General features: G+C 39.2%; 18 protein-coding genes. 14 read left to right on the top strand and 4 right to left on the bottom strand.

Features of this window, described 5'->3' with window-relative positions:
* The first annotated feature begins 33 nt into the window (after positions 1–33).
* Positions 34–1,494 carry a hypothetical protein gene (locus F3J02_RS06915; RefSeq protein WP_167248297.1) on the top strand — a complete coding sequence of 487 codons (1,461 nt, stop codon included), beginning with the start codon at positions 34–36 and terminating at the stop codon, positions 1,492–1,494.
* A gap of 64 nt (positions 1,495–1,558) precedes the next feature.
* Here F3J02_RS06915 and F3J02_RS06910 read toward each other — a convergent pair whose 3' ends face one another.
* Positions 1,559–1,891 (bottom strand): DMT family transporter, encoded by a 333-nt coding sequence (locus tag F3J02_RS06910; protein ID WP_167248296.1) that lies wholly within the window; start codon positions 1,889–1,891, stop codon positions 1,559–1,561.
* A 107-nt stretch (positions 1,892–1,998) separates the two neighbouring features.
* Positions 1,999–3,879 (bottom strand): tRNA uridine-5-carboxymethylaminomethyl(34) synthesis enzyme MnmG, encoded by a 1,881-nt coding sequence (gene mnmG, locus F3J02_RS06905; protein WP_167248295.1) that lies wholly within the window; start codon positions 3,877–3,879, stop codon positions 1,999–2,001.
* A gap of 252 nt (positions 3,880–4,131) precedes the next feature.
* On the opposite strand from mnmG, the gene F3J02_RS06900 reads away from it, so the two are divergent.
* The 10 genes from F3J02_RS06900 (at position 4,132) to F3J02_RS06855 (ending at position 14,274) form a co-directional block, all read left to right on the top strand.
* Complete coding sequence (locus tag F3J02_RS06900; protein WP_167248294.1) at positions 4,132–4,503, top strand: hypothetical protein; 372 nt, start codon at positions 4,132–4,134, stop codon at positions 4,501–4,503.
* Between the two features lie 173 nt (positions 4,504–4,676).
* Complete coding sequence (gene prmA / locus F3J02_RS06895) at positions 4,677–5,582, top strand: 50S ribosomal protein L11 methyltransferase (RefSeq protein ID WP_167248293.1); 906 nt, start codon at positions 4,677–4,679, stop codon at positions 5,580–5,582.
* Between the two features lie 14 nt (positions 5,583–5,596).
* Positions 5,597–6,457 (top strand): DUF3426 domain-containing protein, encoded by an 861-nt coding sequence (locus tag F3J02_RS06890; RefSeq protein WP_167248292.1) that lies wholly within the window; start codon positions 5,597–5,599, stop codon positions 6,455–6,457.
* 374 nt (positions 6,458–6,831) lie between these two features.
* Positions 6,832–7,101 (top strand): DNA-binding transcriptional regulator Fis, encoded by a 270-nt coding sequence (gene fis / locus F3J02_RS06885; RefSeq protein WP_001086304.1) that lies wholly within the window; start codon positions 6,832–6,834, stop codon positions 7,099–7,101.
* An 82-nt stretch (positions 7,102–7,183) separates the two neighbouring features.
* Complete coding sequence (purH, locus tag F3J02_RS06880; protein ID WP_167248291.1) at positions 7,184–8,758, top strand: bifunctional phosphoribosylaminoimidazolecarboxamide formyltransferase/IMP cyclohydrolase; 1,575 nt, start codon at positions 7,184–7,186, stop codon at positions 8,756–8,758.
* Positions 8,759–8,944: 186 nt separating this feature from the next.
* Complete coding sequence (gene purD / locus F3J02_RS06875) at positions 8,945–10,231, top strand: phosphoribosylamine--glycine ligase (RefSeq protein WP_167248290.1); 1,287 nt, start codon at positions 8,945–8,947, stop codon at positions 10,229–10,231.
* Between the two features lie 611 nt (positions 10,232–10,842).
* Positions 10,843–11,718 carry a MetQ/NlpA family ABC transporter substrate-binding protein gene (locus tag F3J02_RS06870; protein ID WP_167248289.1) on the top strand — a complete coding sequence of 292 codons (876 nt, stop codon included), beginning with the start codon at positions 10,843–10,845 and terminating at the stop codon, positions 11,716–11,718.
* Between the two features lie 72 nt (positions 11,719–11,790).
* The gene (locus tag F3J02_RS06865) at positions 11,791–12,819 is read left to right on the top strand and encodes a methionine ABC transporter ATP-binding protein (RefSeq protein WP_167248288.1); all 1,029 of its coding nucleotides are present in this window, start codon (positions 11,791–11,793) and stop codon (positions 12,817–12,819) included.
* Complete coding sequence (locus F3J02_RS06860) at positions 12,816–13,511, top strand: methionine ABC transporter permease (RefSeq protein WP_167248287.1); 696 nt, start codon at positions 12,816–12,818, stop codon at positions 13,509–13,511. The genes F3J02_RS06865 and F3J02_RS06860 overlap by 4 nt, the downstream gene beginning before the upstream one ends.
* Positions 13,512–13,644: 133 nt before the next feature.
* Positions 13,645–14,274, top strand: a complete 630-nt coding sequence (locus F3J02_RS06855) for a LysE family translocator (protein ID WP_167248286.1) — start codon at positions 13,645–13,647, stop codon at positions 14,272–14,274.
* A gap of 6 nt (positions 14,275–14,280) precedes the next feature.
* On the opposite strand, the gene F3J02_RS06850 is transcribed toward F3J02_RS06855, so the two are convergent.
* Entirely contained in the window at positions 14,281–15,147 is an 867-nt protein-coding gene (locus F3J02_RS06850; RefSeq protein WP_167248285.1) for a histone deacetylase, read from the bottom strand.
* Complete coding sequence (locus F3J02_RS06845; protein WP_167248284.1) at positions 15,141–16,127, bottom strand: hypothetical protein; 987 nt, start codon at positions 16,125–16,127, stop codon at positions 15,141–15,143. The genes F3J02_RS06850 and F3J02_RS06845 overlap by 7 nt, the downstream gene beginning before the upstream one ends.
* 367 nt (positions 16,128–16,494) lie before the next feature.
* Between F3J02_RS06845 and gloB the strand changes: the two genes are divergently transcribed.
* The 3 genes from gloB to ahcY all read left to right on the top strand — a co-directional run bounded on the left by gloB (position 16,495) and on the right by ahcY (position 19,412).
* Positions 16,495–17,226: a hydroxyacylglutathione hydrolase gene (gene gloB / locus F3J02_RS06840; protein WP_167248283.1), complete on the top strand. Its 732-nt coding sequence runs from the start codon at positions 16,495–16,497 to the stop codon at positions 17,224–17,226.
* Positions 17,227–17,523: 297 nt separating this feature from the next.
* Positions 17,524–17,730, top strand: a complete 207-nt coding sequence (locus F3J02_RS06835; RefSeq protein ID WP_004654498.1) for a hypothetical protein — start codon at positions 17,524–17,526, stop codon at positions 17,728–17,730.
* Positions 17,731–18,029: 299 nt separating this feature from the next.
* Positions 18,030–19,412: an adenosylhomocysteinase gene (gene ahcY / locus F3J02_RS06830; protein WP_167248282.1), complete on the top strand. Its 1,383-nt coding sequence runs from the start codon at positions 18,030–18,032 to the stop codon at positions 19,410–19,412.
* Positions 19,413–19,424: the final 12 nt, after the last annotated feature.

Raw genomic sequence — 19,424 nt, 5'->3', positions numbered from 1 at the left:
CCTCTCTAAAATAATCCATGTAGAAAACTAAAAATGTTAAAGATTAAATCTTGTATTACCATTTTAACCACAGCAGTTATACTTTCAGCTTGTGGTGGTGGGGATAGAAATGATAGCAAAATAACTGAAGACACTACCCCAGTCTTAACACCCTTTACAACTGAGTTTCAAAGTACTTTAAGTTTGCAAAAAGATGCAGATCCGATCATTCAAATTTCAAATAGAAGTAGTAATCAGAATGATGAAGTAAACGCATATTCAGTTACACATCATTTTGACAGTGGAAGTAATTCAATTATTTTAAGCTACAATTTTGATAAAAATGATATAAATAAAACATTACATATTAATTATGACCCAATCTTAAAGAAAGTATTGGATGTTTCGATTGGGGAGAACTATTTAAAAACAGACATTTACAACCTATTAAATAAAAACTTTTTTGCTTGCGCAAACTCTTTCTTCTTTGAGCTTTGCAAAGGTATTGAGCTTACTTTTGATGATCATACAGGCTATAGCAAAATTAATTTTCATAATACGAAACTACCAAACTCATCAATCGTCCAACTATCACCAGAAAATAATCAAATCAATCAATTTTTTACCGAAAGAAGCTATATAACGTTGAATGGGCAACTTACTGGTTCTTTATCTACAGCACCACAGACTTTTAACAATATCAGAAAAACTAGTCAATTTAATATATCTGCAAATCATCAACCCAATTCTTTAATGGGCGCAGTTTATGACCCAAAAACTAAAATTATCTTATTCAGTACCCATGTAAATAATGGCATAGACAGCAGTTTAAAATTAGCTCAGTTTAGCACTGGTATTGAAAACAACAGCGCTCAACACTCTCAACTGTCAACTGAAACATTATTTGGTGTTTCTGGACTCTGTAATACAATTACATCTACACTCCCTATTAAAGATATAACAACGATTCAACCAACTATAAATGCAGACAATATTACGTTAGCATTTAAGCAGGCAATCTATAATGATAAAAAGGACGCCCCACCAAATTTGCCTAATTTCCCAATTCAGCAAGATTGCCCTACTGCTCATGTGCAACTCGATGGTTCAGTAACTGTCAATATACCAAGTACAAAACTTCAAATTTCAGCTATTCTTAAAAATGAAAATAGCTTCAACTTTGTTCAGCCTGCACTATATTTTGATGTCATTAACCATGATAGACAGCAGTTTGGAAATAATGCTCTTCAAGTCAAAATCCGCAATAATAGAATTGAGAAAATCGATTTCAGAGATACTCGAATAAGTAAGGATCCCTCAACTGGCCTATTATCAGATCATTCCAAATACGAATATAGTTGCGGTTATACTCAAGCATGTACAGGGCTTAGCTACGACATCGAGAAAAACAAAATCAGTTTTAAAAATACAGCTCTGACCTCTAAAAACAATCCTGCAAATGAAGTCAACAATAGTATTACCTTAAATGGCATATTTGATTTCGCAGGTCGATAATTTAACTCTGAAAACTTAGTTTAAGACCGAGCTAAAAACAGCTCGGTTTTTTATTATTGGAAAGTTAATGTGAGCTGGTTTTAGACAGTAAATTAAGGATCAGTACACCACTCATGATCAAGACAATCCCAATGATCCCCCAAACATCCAGCTTTTGGTCAAATACAAACCAAGCCACGGTGGTAATCAACACAATCCCGACACCAGACCAAATCGCATAAGCAACGCCTACAGGAATTGTTTTTAAGGTTAAAGACAAACAATAAAATGCAACTACGTAGCCAACTACAACCACGATAGAAGCAACAGGTTTGGTAAAACCTTCACTACTTTTTAAGGCAGAGGTTGCGATCACTTCCGCAGTAATAGCAATGAATAAAATTATCCAATTGTTCATTCACCTATCTCCTACGATCAAATATCGTCTATCGGACGATACACAAGAAAAAACACCCTTGTTAAAAAGGGTGTTTTTCACATCAATTTTGATTGAAACAGCAATAATTACGCTGACTTCTTCGCCATATTGTTTTTACGGATCGTAATCATCAACAATTGTACTGCTGCTGGTGTTACTCCAGGGATACGGCTTGCCTGTGCTAAGGTTTCAGGACGAACTGTTTTCAACTTCAAGGTAATTTCACGCGACAAACCTGAAATACCATCATATTCAAAATCAGTTGGAATTCTGGTTTCTTCAAGACGCTTTAATTGTGCAACATCTTCATGCTGACGATTAATATAGCCTTCATATTTCACCGCAATTTCAATTTGCTCACCCACATGTTCAGATACTTCTGAACCCGTTAATTCAGCAATTTGAGCAAAGTTGATATTTGGGCGTTTCAACAAATCAATCGCACTACATTCTTTACTGAGATCAGCACCCGTCATTTCAACGAATTTTTTACCCATTGGGTTGTTTGGCGCAGCCCATAAATGTTGTAAGCGAGAGGTTTCACGCTCAACTGCTTCCATTTTTTCGCTATATGCAGCCCAACGCTCATCATCAACAAGACCAAGTTCACGACCAATTGAAGTTAAACGCTGATCCGCATTGTCTTCACGTAACATCAAACGGTATTCCGCACGTGAAGTAAACATACGATACGGTTCTTTGGTACCCAAAGTGATCAGGTCATCGACCAATACGCCCATATAGGCTTGATCACGTTTTGGTGTCCATTCTTCTTGTTCCCACGCACGGCGAGCAGCATTTAAGCCTGCAAGTAAGCCTTGCGCACCAGCTTCTTCATACCCTGTTGTACCATTGATCTGACCAGCAAAGTACAAGTTTTGGATTGCTTTAGTTTCAAGCGTGAATTTCAATGCTTGTGGATTGAAATAGTCATATTCAATGGCATAACCTGGACGCAAGATATGCGCATTTTCCATACCACGAATTGAACGCACTAAATTGAACTGCACATCGAAAGGTAAAGAAGTCGAGATACCATTTGGATACAACTCATGTGTATCTAAACCTTCTGGCTCCAAGAAAACTTGATGTGAATCTTTATCAGCAAAACGATGAATTTTGTCTTCAATCGATGGGCAATAACGCGGACCGACACCTTCGATCACACCGGTATACATTGGTGAACGATCTAAGCCACCACGAATAATTTCATGGGTTTTTTCACTGGTATGCGTGATATAGCAGTTCACTTGTTCAGGGTGCATCGACGCGTCACCCATAAATGACATCACTGGTGATGGGAAATCACCCGGTTGTGGTGTCATGACAGAGAAATCAACACTACGTGCATCAATACGTGGCGGTGTACCTGTTTTTAAACGACCGACAGGCAATTTAAGCTCACGCAAACGATGAGCCAATGCAATCGATGGTGGATCACCTGCCCGACCACCACTTGAATTTTGTAGACCAACGTGAATCACACCACCCAAGAAAGTACCTGTCGTCAATACCACTGTTTTGGTATCAAAACGAATACCCATTTGGGTCACAACGCCTTTAACTGTATCGCCTTCAACAATCAAGTCGTCTGCTGCTTGCTGGAAAATATCCAGATTCGCTTGATTTTCTAAAGTATCGCGAATTGCGGCTTTATAACGTACACGGTCCGCTTGCGCACGTGTTGCACGCACAGCCGCACCTTTACGAGAATTCAGAATACGGAATTGAATACCACCTTTATCCGCAGCAAGTGCCATTGCACCACCGAGTGCGTCGATCTCGCGGACAAGATGTGATTTACCAATACCACCAATCGCTGGGTTACAGCTCATCTGCCCCAAAGTCTCAATATTATGCGTTAACAATAATGTTTGTCTTCCCATACGTGCCGCAGCAAGTGCTGCTTCCGTACCAGCGTGACCGCCGCCAATTACGATAACGTCGTAAACTTTAGGATAGTGCATAGTGGTAAATGTGTATTCAAAAAATGACAGAGCATTATACAGGAGTTTTCCATTAAATTGGCAAAAACCATCAATATTCTTGGCGATTCCAAGCCTCTGTTCTGACTACAGAATATACAAAAAGAAACCTTGTGTTGCATTTTTCTCTTATAGCTCACACAGCGATTCATCACTATTAACTGGAACACCACTGTTTTATCTGTTCAGTTTCTTATCCTAAAAAGTGCATAACAAATACTTTAGGAAAATGATATGAACACAAAGCTTTTATTTTCATCTCTTATTTGTGGCCTATGTTTTAGTGTAGCTGCACATGCAAATACCAAAACAACGCAGGATCAACAAACCAAAAAATATCAGCAGGTTTGTAAAGGCAAAAAGCAAGGTGATCCAGTTTCATTTGCATATAAAGGCGTTGTTTTCAATGGGGCTTGTCAAGCAGATGAAGCTGGCAAATTAGCCTTTCAGCCACCTACACCAGCGTCAAATACTGCGGCAGATACGCAAAGTCGCATATCTGAAACCCAATCAGCGCCTAGACCAGTGAGTAGTGCACCGATTGAGGCGCCTCCTGTAGCTCCAGCACCACCTGCTGTACCTGATGTTGAACAAACAGCACCTTAAATATTAATACGATAAAGAAGGTCTAACACGACCTTCTTTATATAAAAACAATAGAATAGATACGATTAGCGTAGGATATTTCATCTTAAAATTGTAATCTGTCTATTTTATAATCCCTTTAACAAGCACTAATCTATTACAATAAGCACAAATACATTTATTTAGGTTTTCCTGTGAACTGGCTACAAATTCATATTACTGTTGATCAAAATCAAGTTGAACTGACCGAAACATTACTCCTATCCTTAGGTGCGGTAAGTGTCACTTTAGATGATGCAGAAGATCAAGCCTTACTTGAGCCATTACCAGGGGAAACACCACTTTGGAATAAAGTCATCGTAACCGGTATTTACCAACAAGAAGAAGATGACCCAATTGATGTAGATACACTAGAAGCATTCTTAAAAGTACAACTTCCAGACGTTCCTATGCGCCATGAATACTTGGAAAACCAAGTTTGGGAACGCGCTTGGATGGATTATTACGAACCGATTCAAATTGGTGAAAAATACTGGATCGTACCAGAATGGTTAGAACCACCTGAAGCCGATGCAACCAATATTAAGCTTGATCCAGGTCTTGCTTTTGGTACAGGCAACCATGCAAGTACCTTCTTATGCTTACAATGGTTAGGTAAAACAGATGTAAAAGATAAGATCGTGATCGACTATGGTTGTGGTTCAGGTATTTTAGGTGTTGCAGCCCTATTACTTGGTGCTAAAAAGGTATATGCGACAGATATTGATCCACAAGCCGTTCTCGCTACAAAACAAAACGCAGAATTAAATGGTGTACTGGATCGTCTTTATGTAGGATTACCAGAAGAGTTTGATCAAGAATTTAAATCACAACAAGCAGACGTCCTTGTCGCAAATATTTTAGCGGCACCTTTAATGGCGCTTGCGCCTGAATTCTCAACTTTATTAAAAAATGAGGGTGAGTTCGCACTTGCTGGTGTAATCGAAGAGCAAGTTGCTGATGTTTCTAGTGTTTACTCACAGTTTTTTGATATATTAGAGATCGAAAAGCGTGAAGAAAACTGGTGTCGCATTTCAGGAAAACGTAAAACAACAATTTGAGAATATTGTTCCTTATGAGTGAAAAACAAACCCGCTGCCCTAAATGTTCAACTGTGTACAAAGTGACCCTTTCACAACTCAGTGTTGCACAGGGTATGGTTTGTTGCCCCAAATGCGTCATTAACTTTAACGCATTAACCAATTTATTAGAATCTGAAAGTGAGTCGCTTCCGACACCGATCAATCGCTCACTTTTTTCTTCGATTCAACCAGATAGCTCATTTGCAGAAAAACAAATGCAAATTTTGAGTATCTTCGATCAAAAAATTGAAAATTCAAATATTGATTTATTGACCTATCTCAATAACCTTAATTATTTCAATACCGAACCAGTTACTGCCCTACCCAATTTAAATCTTTCCGAAGATAGCTTACAAATTGACCATGAGAATAATGATAAACAACATGGTTGGTTGTATTACACACTTTGGGGACTTGGCAATATTGCTTTGATTCTAGTGTTTGCTTTTCAAATTTTGTGGTTCAACCCGAAACTGATGCATGAAAGCCCAGCTCTAAATCAGATCTTTAATTATGCTTGTGGCATTTTTTCGTGCAAAACCAGCAATGATCAATACAAATATCTCAGTTTTGAGAAAGTAAAAATTAAACGTGGAGAAAAAGACGCGACTGTCTTTTCAGGTGTGCTTCTGAATCATCACGAGAATAGTGTCATGCTTCCTTCTATTAAGGTGGTACTCAAACAAAATGATGATGCGGTGTTTAACGTTATGTTAAAACCACAAGACTATTTAGTGGACAGCTTAAAAACTATTCAACGCATTCCATCGAACAGCCCATTTCGCTTCGAATTTACCCTTCCAAGAAGCAAAAATAGCTTCAATGACTATAGTTTAGAATTTGTACAGCCCTAAAAGCTCAAAAAAGTGACAAAAAAACAAAAAAAAGTGCAGTTAATTTGCTCACTTTTTCGCTGACAGTGGTATGATACGCGCCACGAATGCTTGACCCACTTACTCCTCGTAATTTATAGACAATAAAATCGTTAAACGAACTGTGCTTCTATCCAATAAGCGCATTGTTGGTTTTTTTGTTTTTAAAAGTAGGCGGTAACAAATATTTAACTATTGTTACGCTTATTTTTTACACAACTCGAGGATTTGTGGCAAGCTAATAGTCCTTTTGTTTTAGAGTCACTGTTTTAGGATCTAAAACAGGACTCACTAATTTTAGACCACATTTATATCACTTTACCCAAGTGATATTTTGATTTTTCGGATTAACACGCATGAATAGCAAATCTCCTATTTTTACGGCTCAATCTGATGTCGCTCTTCGCATCCATGTAGATCGCGCAGTTCGTCATTATTTTGCACAATTGCAAGGTGAGCAACCATCTCAAGTTTATGACATGGTTTTAGCAGAAATGGAGAAACCTCTTTTATCTGTGGTCTTAGAATATACTCGCGGTAATCAAACACGTGCTGCTGAGATTTTAGGCCTTAACCGCGGAACTTTACGCAAAAAGTTAAAAGCTCACGGTTTAATGAGTGAATAATTGATAAAATGCTCACGTTCTCGTGGGCATTTTTTTTGCCTTTTATTTTTAATCTGTAGACTTCAAACTGTTGACTAAAATCATGACTATCAAACGTGCTTTAATCTCTGTTTCAGACAAAACTGGAATCGTTGAATTTGCTCAAAATCTTGCAGCTCTAGGGGTAGAAATTTTATCTACGGGCGGTACATATAAGTTGCTTAAAGACAACAATATCGCCGTAGTAGAAGTTTCTGAACATACAGGTTTTCCTGAAATGATGGATGGTCGTGTAAAAACACTACACCCAAAAATTCATGGAGGCATCTTAGCTCGTCGTGGTCTGGACGAAGCAGTGATGCAAGAACACAACATCGATCCGATTGATCTGGTGATTGTAAACCTGTATCCATTTGCAGCAACTGTAGCAAAACCAAACTGCTCTCTTGCAGATGCGATTGAAAATATCGACATCGGTGGTCCGACGATGGTTCGTGCCGCTGCAAAGAACCATGCTTCAGTAGGCATTATCGTGAATGCAGCTGATTACGACACAGTCGTTGCTGAATTAAAAGCCAATGGTGCACTTTCTTACGAAACTCGTTTCGACCTTGCGGTAAAAGCATTTGAGCACACTGCACAATACGATGGCATGATCGCATCTTATTTAGGCGCGCGCGTTGGCAAAACTGAAGGCGAAGCAGATCTGTTCCCGCGTACCTTCAATACCCAACTGAATAAAGCACAAGATTTACGTTATGGTGAAAACCCGCATCAAAATGCAGCTTTCTATGTTGAAGCAAACGCAAAAGAAGCGTCGGTTTCAACTGCGAAGCAATTACAAGGTAAAGAATTATCTTATAACAATATTGCGGATACCGATGCAGCACTTGAATGCGTGAAATCATTTGCGAAACCTGCCTGTGTCATCGTTAAACATGCCAACCCATGTGGTGTTGCGGTTTCACTTGATGGCATTAAAGCTGCTTATGATCTTGCGTATGCAACCGATCCTGAATCTGCCTTCGGTGGCATCATTGCATTCAACCGCGAATTAGATACAGCAACTGCGCAAGCGATTGTAGATCGTCAATTCGTTGAAGTGATTATTGCACCAAGCATCGCGGATGGTGTACTTGAAATCACCGGCGCGAAAAAGAATGTCCGTGTGCTCGTGTGCGGTGAGCTTCCAGCAATCGATGCTCGTGCAGCACAACTTGACTATAAGCGCGTGAATGGCGGCTTATTGGTTCAAGACCAAGATTTAGGCATGATCACCAAAGATGATCTTAAAGTTGTGACCAAACGCGCACCAACTGAGCAAGAAATTGATGACCTTATTTTTGCATGGAAAGTTGCAAAATATGTGAAATCAAATGCAATTGTCTATGCCAAAAACCGTCAAACCATTGGTGTAGGTGCAGGTCAAATGAGCCGCGTCAACTCAGCACGTATTGCAGCAATTAAAGCTGAACATGCTGGCTTAGTCGTTGAAGGCGCAGTCATGGCCTCTGATGCATTCTTCCCATTCCGTGACGGTATTGATAATGCGGCCAAAGCTGGTATCAAGTGCATTATCCAACCGGGTGGTTCTATGCGCGATGAAGAAACCATTGCTGCGGCTGATGAAGCTGGTATCGCTATGGTATTCACAGGTATGCGTCACTTCCGTCATTAAATGATTTGAGTCTCTAACGCAAATCCCCCTAAATCCCCCTTTATAAAAAAGGGGGACTTACTTTTTCACTCAAACTAAAAAGCATGCATCCCTCTTTCTCAAAGCGGGGTTTGAGGGAGATTCTGGGGGACTTTTTTATTCTGAACAGGTATATTCTTAAATACGGAAAAAGGAAATAACTTAATAATGAATATTTTAGTTTTGGGTAGCGGTGGCCGTGAACATGCACTTGCATGGAAAATCGCACAAGATGCAAAAGTCACTCAAGTATTCGTTGCACCGGGTAATGCAGGGACAGCAACAGAAGACAAGTGTAAAAATATTGAGCTCGATATTTTAGACAATCCAGCTATTATTGAATTTGCTAAGGCAAATGATGTTGCTCTGGTCATTGTGGGTCCAGAAGCGCCATTAGTGAATGGTGTGGTGGATGCTGCACGTGAAGCAGGTCTAAAAATCTGGGGACCAACCCAGTACGCTGCGCAGCTTGAAGGCTCTAAAGCATTTGCCAAGCACTTCTTAAAACGTCATAACATCCCAACAGCTTTTTATGATGTATTTACAGAAGTTGATGCTGCTAAAGCCTATATTGAATACCACGGTGCGCCCATCGTGATCAAAGCAGATGGTCTAGCTGCTGGTAAAGGTGTAATCGTTGCAATGAGCAACGAAGAAGCTTTTGCTGCAATTGACGATATGCTTGCAGGTAATAAGTTTGGCGATGCTGGTTCACGTGTTGTCATCGAACAGTTCCTAGCGGGTGAAGAAGCCAGCTTTATCTGTATGATTGATGGTAATAACATCTTGCCAATGGCAACTTCACAAGACCATAAACGTATCTTCGAAGGTGATCAAGGTCCAAACACGGGTGGTATGGGTGCTTACTCTCCTGCTCCTGTGGTAACTGCCGAAGTATTTGAACGTGTCATGAATGAAGTGATGCGCCCGACTGTTGATGGTATGGCAGCAGATGGTCATGTTTATACTGGCTTCTTATATGCTGGCTTGATGATTGATGAGCAAGGTCAACCACGTGTGATCGAGTTCAACTGCCGCTTTGGCGATCCTGAAACTCAACCAATCATGATGCGCTTAAAATCATCTTTGGTGGATTTAGTGGAAGCAGGTATTGCAGGTAACTTACCAAGCGAAGCTGAATGGGATGAGCGCAAATCTATCGGCATCGTGCTTGCCGCTGGCGGGTATCCTGAAACAGTTCGTAAAGGTGACGTGATTTCAGGTCTTGGTCAATCTCCAGAAGACACCAAGATTTTCCATGCAGGCACGGCAATGAGCGCAGATGGTCATGTTATTACTGCTGGTGGTCGCGTACTTTGTGTGACGGCACTGGGTGATACTGTGCTTGAAGCGCAAATCAATGCCTTAGAAGTTTGTGGCCAAGTCACATTTACGGGGATGCAATACCGTAGTGATATCGGTTACCGTGCTATTGCACGTGAAAAAGCTGAATAAGCGACTTCACATCAAAAAGCCTTCTTCGGAAGGCTTTTTATTCCTTAAATAGCATAAATTCAATTTCTATATTCATTATTTAAATATAAAATTCAGAAAAATATATATTTATTATTTAATTGATGCATATTTTTATATATTTTGAAAAATTCATAAAACTATCATCCATTTATATTTACTTTGAACATAATTTTCTTCAAATAATCAGTCTCTTATACGCAACAGTACAATCCTTCCCCCTATAACCCATACTCAATTGTTGATATGATTGCCCCAATTTTAGATGTTGTTTTTATGTTAACTTCATATTCTTTTTCATTATTTTCAAATGATTAGAATATTTAATCTAACAAAACAAATTGCAGCTAAATCCAAATTTGATTAGAAAATAGGGTGTGTTATTCATTTTTTTTCATTTCTGGCATACAGAGTGGGCACATGAATATTCATTCATTTTTCTAGTGTTGTGGAAAGGACTCTAGTTCAAACTTCAAGAATAATTGACATGATTGTTTGAGGCCGATGCCAATTTACAACATACAAACCTATTGCAATCATTAATGCTAGAGAAATGCTGATTTTCTCGACATTATTCCGATTAGGATTTATACATGAAAAAGCTGATTAGTCTTTTTTTAAGTGTATCTGTTGTATTACTTGCGGCATGCAGTAAACAACCTGATACCGCATCGACCGAACAAAAAGGTGATGCAGCTGCATTACAAACTGTTGTAATTGCTTCTACTGGTTCAGATGCTGATATCTGGCGTTATATTGCAACTTTGCCTGAAACCAAAGCTGCTGGCGTTAAACTTGAAATTAAAAACTTCACTGATTATGTTGCAATGAATACCGCTGCAGCAAATAAAGAAGTCGATTTGAATGCATTCCAATCTTATGCTTACCTTGTTGCATTCAATGCTGCAAATAAAGACAAGATTGCACCTGTTTCAACCACTTATTTAGAGCCAATGGGGATCTACTCAAGTAAAGTGAAAAAGGTTGAAGAGTTTGCTGAAGGTGCAACTATTGCCATTCCAAATGATGGTGCAAACGAATCACGCGCTTTATTACTTTTACAAAGTGCTGGCTTGATCAAGTTAAAAGCTGACTTTGATCCTGTAAAAGGCACCCCTGCTGACATTATCGAAAACAGCAAGAAAATCGTGATTAAACCAATTCAAATGGCAACAGCAGTTCGTGTTAAAGATGAAGTTGATGCGATTTTATTGGGTAATACACTTGCGATGGAAGGCGGTTTAAACGTACTTAAAGATGCGGTTTTCTATGAGCCAATCGACCAAAGTACCAAGTTAAATGTAAACGTTTTGGCAACGGCTGAATCTCGTAAAGATGATCCTGTGTTACAAAAGGTTGGCGCGCTTTACCACACTGAAGCAGTCAAGCAATATGTTCAAGAACATTTTGCAGGTACTAAAGTTGACGTAAACAAACCAACGAGCTACCTCACTGAAGCGAATTCGTAATATAATACCCTCAAATAAAACAGGCAAAGTGATTTTGCCTGTTTTTTCTTTTCTGCCATAGTATTGACGAACATGATCCAATTTAAAAACATTTCGAAACACTATCAGTTGAAAGGTCAAACGATCAATGCGTTGGATCAGATCAATTTAGAGATCCCTGACGGTAGTATCTTTGGCATTATCGGCTATAGTGGTGCAGGTAAAAGTACACTTATCCGTTTGATTAATTTACTTGAGCGCCCAACTCAGGGACAAGTCATCATTAATCAAAAAGACTTTACTGCAATGGATGCACGCACACTTCGTCAAGAACGTGCAAATATCGGCATGATCTTTCAGCACTTCAATTTACTTCAAACCAAAACTGTGTCTGAAAATATTGAAATGCCACTTAAGCTATTAGGTCATAGCAAAGCTGAGCGTGAAAAACGACTAGTTGAACTCTTAGATTTTATTGATTTAAAACATAAAAAAGATGCCTACCCTGACGAACTTTCAGGCGGGCAAAAACAACGTGTCGGGATTGCTCGTGCATTGGCAAATCATCCAAAGATCTTACTCTGCGATGAAGCCACCTCAGCACTTGATCCACAAACCACCAAATCAGTTTTGGCTTTATTAAAAAAGATTAACCAAGAACAAAATATCACCATTGTGATGGTGACCCATGAAATGGATGTGATTGAATCCGTTTGTGATTATGTTGCGGTGATGGAAGCCGGTCATGTGATTGAAACAGGCCCGACATTAGATATTTTTAGTCAGCCTCAACACCCAACCACTAAAACCTTTATTCAAACCGTTTTGCAACAACAGTTGCCGATCAATATTCTGAATAATCTTGAGCACAAACACCATAATAGTATTTATAGCCTGCAGTTTTTGGGTACATCGGCACAAGAAACTGTGATTCAGGCAGCGATTAAGCAGTTTGATATCAGTTTGAATATCCTATTTGCCAACATGACCGAAATTAATGGCACAGTGATTGGACAAATGTTTATCCAACTGCTGGGCGACCCGCTTATGATCCAAGAAACGGTAAAGTTCCTTGAGCTTCAAGGTGTGAAAGTTGAACAGTCTGGAGTGGTTAGCCAATGAGAGATTTAATTGTACAATGGCTGACTCAAGTCACAGCACCATTTTGGCATAGCTCGCTTTCAATTGACCAGTTTGTTACCGCACTGCAAGAAACCTTTCAAATGGTGTTCTTCTCTTTATTGTTTGGCTGCATTTGGGGCTTAATCCAAGGCATTACCTTAGTGGTTACCCGTACAGGTGGTATCTTACAAAATCGTGCGATTTATTATTTTCTCAATCCGATTGTAAATGCCTTACGCTCCCTTCCCTTCATTATCCTTTTAATTGCTGTGATCCCATTAACCAAAATATTGGTAGGTACATCAATTGGAACATGGGCAGCGATTGTGCCTTTAACCATTTATGTCGGCCCATATTTAGGTCGCTTAATTGAAACTTCATTACTTGAAGTGAATGAAGGCATTGTCGAATCCGCTCAAGCAATGGGTGCTTCGCCTTGGCAAATTATCTTTAAGTTTATTATCCCTGAAGCTCGTAGCTCTCTGATTCTAAATTTAACCACAGGTACGATCTCGCTCATCGGTGCGACGGCGATGGCGGGTGCTGTTGGTGCAGGTGGTATTGGTGACTTGGCGATTTCTTATGGTTACCAACGTTTTGACACCAGTGTGGTGATTTTAACCGTGATCGTGTTATTGCTACTGGTGCAGTTCGTGCAAATGCTAGGCGATTGGTTGGCTAAATTACGTTAATTTTCATTCTATACCTGATTAAGGAATATATTGAAAACTCAATATATTCCTTTTATTTTTCTCAAAAATTGACCAAATGCTATAAAATAATGCTCTATTAAAATAATAGTAAAAAACCCAGCAAGAGCACAATATGGTATCGCTTGAAATACTAACCACCTTTTTAATTACAACGTTTATTTTTGCTTATATTCCTGGCCCAGCAATGCTATATACCGCCGCACAAACTTTAGCAAAAGGGCAAAAATCTGGTTTCATGGCAACTTTAGGACTTTTTATAGGAGGATGTGCTCATATCATAGCCGCCGCAGTTGGGCTCACGACGCTATTTCACTTATTTCCAGTTCTATATACCATCATTAAAGTACTTGGTGCATGTTGGTTAATCTGGTTAGGTATTAAACTCATCAAAGATACTCCAACATCCAACACGCTAAACACTGCTCAAGAGGAAATTGCAGGAAAAACACTCAAAGAAAGTATCTTGGTCGAAGTATTAAATCCTAAAACTGCGATTTTTTATCTCGCATTTTTACCTCAATTTATCAATAGTGCTTCTGAATCACCAGTCTGGCTACAATTTATCCTTTTAGGTTTAATCGTGAATACAATTTTTATTTCTGCAGATCTTGTATGCGTTTTTCTGGCTGAATTCGTCATGAGAAAAATGAATAAATCCCAAAGTATCCAAAAAACTATGTCTATATTGGGTGGTTTAATCTTTATTTCTTTGGGCCTATTTCTGGTTTTGGGCCAACACTAAATCAGCTTATGCAAAGTAAACTTCATTCGCCGCCTTAAAGGTATTTACATGCAAAGGCACCAAATCATCCAGTGCCTGATACCCCCCCGCTAACACAAACAACATAGGGATTTTCATTTTCTTCGCCATTTCAAAGACAATGCGATCACGCTCGAATAACAATTCAGTACTAAACCACTTTGAACCATATTTATCATGCTGATGACAATCCATCCCTGCCTGATAAATCATCAGATCCGTCTCCCAACGGGAGGCATATTGAAAAGCCTCAAAAATCGCCTCACGATATAAATCAAAATTGCCTTGTTTGGGATGGATATAACGGGTCAGACTACGGTCACCAGCCTTACAACCAAAACGAATCCCAAAAATCCCAAAGTTCACCAAATTGCTCATGCGGTTGGTGAAAATCGCAGTCCCATCGCCCCCATGCTGATCACAATCCAGCACAAAAATCCGCTTCTCAGGATATTGCTTTGCGACCAATGCCAAACCATTGAATGTACAATAGGCAGCACCGGATTCATAACTGGCATGATGAAAGCCTTGGGCAATATTGGCAGCAATACCTTCTTTGAATGCAATTTCAGCCCCAATCAATTGTCCAGCCTGTACTGCCAAAATTGCATCCCGAAGCTGCTCATTCCACGGCTTAAACCCTTGTATCGTTGCAAATGCAGACTGTCCTGACAAAAATGCTTCAACATACTGTGGATTGTGCAATTTCTTTAACAGTTCAACATCAATACTGCCTGGATCGATCAGTTCAACCATCTGCTGAGCACGTAACACATCCGCGACAGCGGTCAGTTTTTCCATACTATTGGTATGCGTTTGCGCATAATAGCGTGGAGAGTAACAAGCTTTTAGCATGGATGTCCTACATAAATTTGATCTTGGGCAATATCCATGAGTTGGCTCAATTCGGTTGTATCAGGTCTAAATAATCCATTATCGATCTGTTGTTTAAAATGATAACCAAAAGCACGTGCACGATTTTCAGGAGACACGGCCAAAGTGGTCAAGCGTAAAAACCAAAAGCCATTCATTGCTGTAATTGGAATTACATAGCCCTTATATTGCTTATTTTTATGCTTAGCGAGTTGCTCAATGTCATAACTGGCTGAAAATAAACTACCCGCAGGTAAACGCACCCCATTCATCATCAAAGGCACCAGACTGATACAGGAATGATTATCCCCCATGTTCAGTTTTTCCATCATGATTGGTTGCTGCTGTGTATCGACAAAAATATTGATTTCGCCCTGCCGTAATAAACGATGATGTGCAATACGTAAAAAGAATTTCTCAGCCATCGGACAAGAACCGACTTTAGGTTTTTCCTCTAAGGCCTGACACTCAATCATTTCAAGACTTCTTGCATCTTGAGGCAGGATAATGTCAGTCAGTAACTGGCAAATCAGTTTGCTTTCTTCGAGTTGGGTATATTGATGAATGTTTCTGAGTGTGGCTTGAAAATCGACTTGCTGCTGTAAGCTCTGCGCAAAGCTCTCTTCTGGATTTAAACGCTGTAAGCACTTTTGAACGTCTAAATTGATATCTAAATTTCGCCACGTCTCTAACTCTAAGCCATAAGACGAACTTTGATTCAGAATATTACGTAAAGCTTTGGTCTCATATTCTTCAAAAATACGTAAGTCCTGAAACCCAACTGGATCTCGAACTTGAGAAACAAACTCCGCAATAACACGTGTCGCCTGCGTGTAACCGCAGCCCCGTCGTTCAGTTTGATGGCTAAAATGCTCATTCAACATTTCAGTAAGCTTGGCAGAGAGCGGATATAAATATTTTTTAAAAATAATGACCACTTCATGATCGATCATTTCAGACATAATTCCCTCTCTTATTCTTCTGATTTATCACTTATCACCCATTGCAAAGAATCCGTATTTCTCTTATTAAATCTAATTATTGATATTGTTTAGCTTTAATTAAGTGTTTCTATATGAATAAAGATGAATATAAATCATTAACTTATCTAATATTCACTTCATCTTCATTGAAAATATGGTACTTGTCAACGATAAAGATATCGACTGAACTTTGCTGTCAAAATATGCCCTAAAAAGTCATTAAGCCGCGCTCCTAATCAACACGACTTTTGCACTAGATTGCATTTACACTTACACTAGAAACAGGCACTCGCTATGAGTACCCAATCCGCAATAACCACATGAAACAAAGATTTAGGATTCGGCTATGCATTATAAGATTCATGCAATTGACGTAAAAAATGCCTTAAAAAACTATATTTGGTTATTGGAAGATACAGATACACAAGAAGTTGTTGCGATCGATCCAACAGAAGCCAGCTTAGTCATTGAGTTTTGCCAGCAACACCAATTGCAACTGAAGCAAATTTGGTTAACGCATTGGCATAAAGATCATACAGGTGGAGTTGAAGGTTTACTCGCCGATCAGAATATAATGGTCTACGGTCCACGCGATGAATTGAGTAAAATTTCCCTGATCTCCAACCCATTACAAAATGATGATCACTTTCATTTCAATGATCTAAACGTTGAAATTATTGCGACGCCAGGTCACACCCTAGGGCATATTACTTATTTCATTGAAAAACTAGAGACGCTGTTTAGTGGTGACACCTTATTTGCAATGGGCTGTGGTCGATTGTTTGAAGGCACTGCCGAACAAATGTATCACTCTTTAAATCGACTGGCTGCCTTACCTATTCAAACTAAAGTATATTGCACGCATGAATATACCCTTGCCAATGCAGAATTTGCCCTCACCGTTGAACCAGACAATATGGCATTACAGCAGCGGTTAGAGCAGGTCAAAGCTCTAAGAGCAGCAGATCAAATCACCCTGCCAAGTACCATTGAATTAGAACTTGAAACCAATCCCTTTTTACGTACAGAAAGTGCTGAAGATTTTGCACGTATCCGCAGTTTGAAAGACCAGTTCTAAATAAACGCATTAAATTTAAACGATTCATTTTCCATTTTTGTTAAAAGTGGAAAATGAAATTATTTTTTACATTTATCCTGCGCCATTTATAAAAAAAAGGAGTTTATTTTTTAAAATATCAGAATTAAATAATCAAACAAAATCAAAAATATAAACAAACAGCAGATAAGTTTCTCTCTATAAAAATTACGCTAAATTTACATTACTTACATGTGGAAAAATAAATCTATGCAATCCCCCTTTAAAAAAATTTAACCGACCCTTATTAATATTTACATGTTCACAAGGAGATCTGTCATGAAAAACAGAGTTGTTAAAGCAAAAAACGTATTGGCTTTCCGTATTTGGTTAGAAAAATTAGGCTATTCAGTTAAAAATCTGACAGATAACCGTGGTTTTACATTCAGCTTTAAAAAAGAATATGGTCTAGTCACATGTGACTTATCTGGTAATGCTTTAGCAATGCAGCTTGGCGAAGAATTCGAAGATCATTTAAAAGCATAATGACAAATTTTCTGATCGTTCAGGGTTTCAAAGGGATTTGGAATCCTGATTGCTAAGAATCAATATTTAAACATTTCTCCCCTTCTATTTAATCCCTCATTTTCTAACCATTTCGTACAAATTTTCATTGGAACCAACTCAATTTCCAAGTATCATTATGCCCAGTCGAGGGATGCTGCGACAATTGATCGGCACTAAAGATCAATTTGCCAGGCTCGACGATCGGTTAGACATTCGTTTTGACCAACAACGGCATCCGCGAACAGAATGATCCATACTATTTTTTCTAGGAGATCCTGATGAACGCGGTGAATGCTTCATTTACAGATTATAAAGTTGCTGATATTTCCCTTGCTGACTACGGTCGTAAAGAGATCAAACTTGCTGAAGCAGAAATGCCAGCTTTGATCGGCTTACGTAAGCGTTATTCAGCTGCTAAACCACTTGCTGGTGCTAAAATTTTGGGTTGTATTCACATGACAATCCAAACAGCTGTTCTTATTGAAACATTGGTTGAGCTTGGCGCAGAAGTACGTTGGACCTCTTGCAACATCTTCTCAACTCAAGACCATGCTGCTGCTGCCATTGCTGCAAGTGGTGTTCCTGTATTCGCTTGGAAAGGCGAAACTGAAGAAGAATATGTATGGTGCTTAGAGCAACAGATCAATGTCAATGGTCAGCCTTGGGATGCCAACATGATCTTGGACGATGGCGGTGACTTAACTGCACTTGTTCATGACAAATACCCTGCACTTTTAGAGCGTATCCACGGCATTACCGAAGAAACTACTACAGGTGTACAACGTCTGTTGGAAATGTGGAAAGACGGTTCGCTTAAAGTACCAGCGATCAATGTCAACGATTCCATCACGAAATCAAAAAATGACAACAAATACGGTTGCCGTCACTCATTAAACGATGCCATCAAACGTGCAACTGACATGTTACTTTCTGGTCGTCGTGCACTTGTAATCGGTTATGGTGACGTAGGTAAAGGTTCTGCGCAGTCTTTACGTCAAGAAGGCATGATCGTTCGTGTAACTGAAGTTGATCCAATTTGTGCAATGCAAGCATGTATGGATGGATATGAAGTTGTATCTCCATATAAAAATGGCCTACAAACTGGCAAAAAAGAAGACATTAACCAAGACTTATTGGGCAATACTGATCTTGTTGTGACCACAACTGGTAACTACCATGTGTGTGACTCTGCAATGTTAGATAGCTTAAAAGCGGGTGCTGTAGTGTGTAACATCGGTCACTTCGATACAGAAATCGACACTGCATACCTCCGTGGTTATAAGTGGGTTGAAGTGAAGCCTCAAGTCCACCAAGTGTATCGTTCAGAAGATGAAAACAACTACTTAATTCTTCTTTCTGAAGGTCGCTTAGTGAACTTAGGTAATGCAACAGGTCACCCTTCACGTGTGATGGATGGTTCATTTGCAAACCAAGTCTTAGGTCAAATGCATTTATTTGCTGAAAAATTTGCTGACTTACCTGCTGAGCAAAAACAAGCTGCAATTCGTGTAGAAGTCCTTCCGAAGAAATTAGATGAGGAAGTGGCTGCTGCAATGGTTCTTGGTTTTGGCGGTGTGTTAACCCAGTTAACGCAAGTACAAGCAGATTACCTTGGCGTTCCTGTTGAAGGTCCGTTCAAATCTGACGCTTATAAATATTAAGAAAATCAGGGC

The organism is Acinetobacter sp. Tr-809, assembly GCF_011753255.1.
Classification (GTDB): domain Bacteria; phylum Pseudomonadota; class Gammaproteobacteria; order Pseudomonadales; family Moraxellaceae; genus Acinetobacter.
The sequence above is the reverse complement of the archived record's forward strand: the minus strand, read 5'-3'. Positions and strand labels throughout refer to the sequence as shown.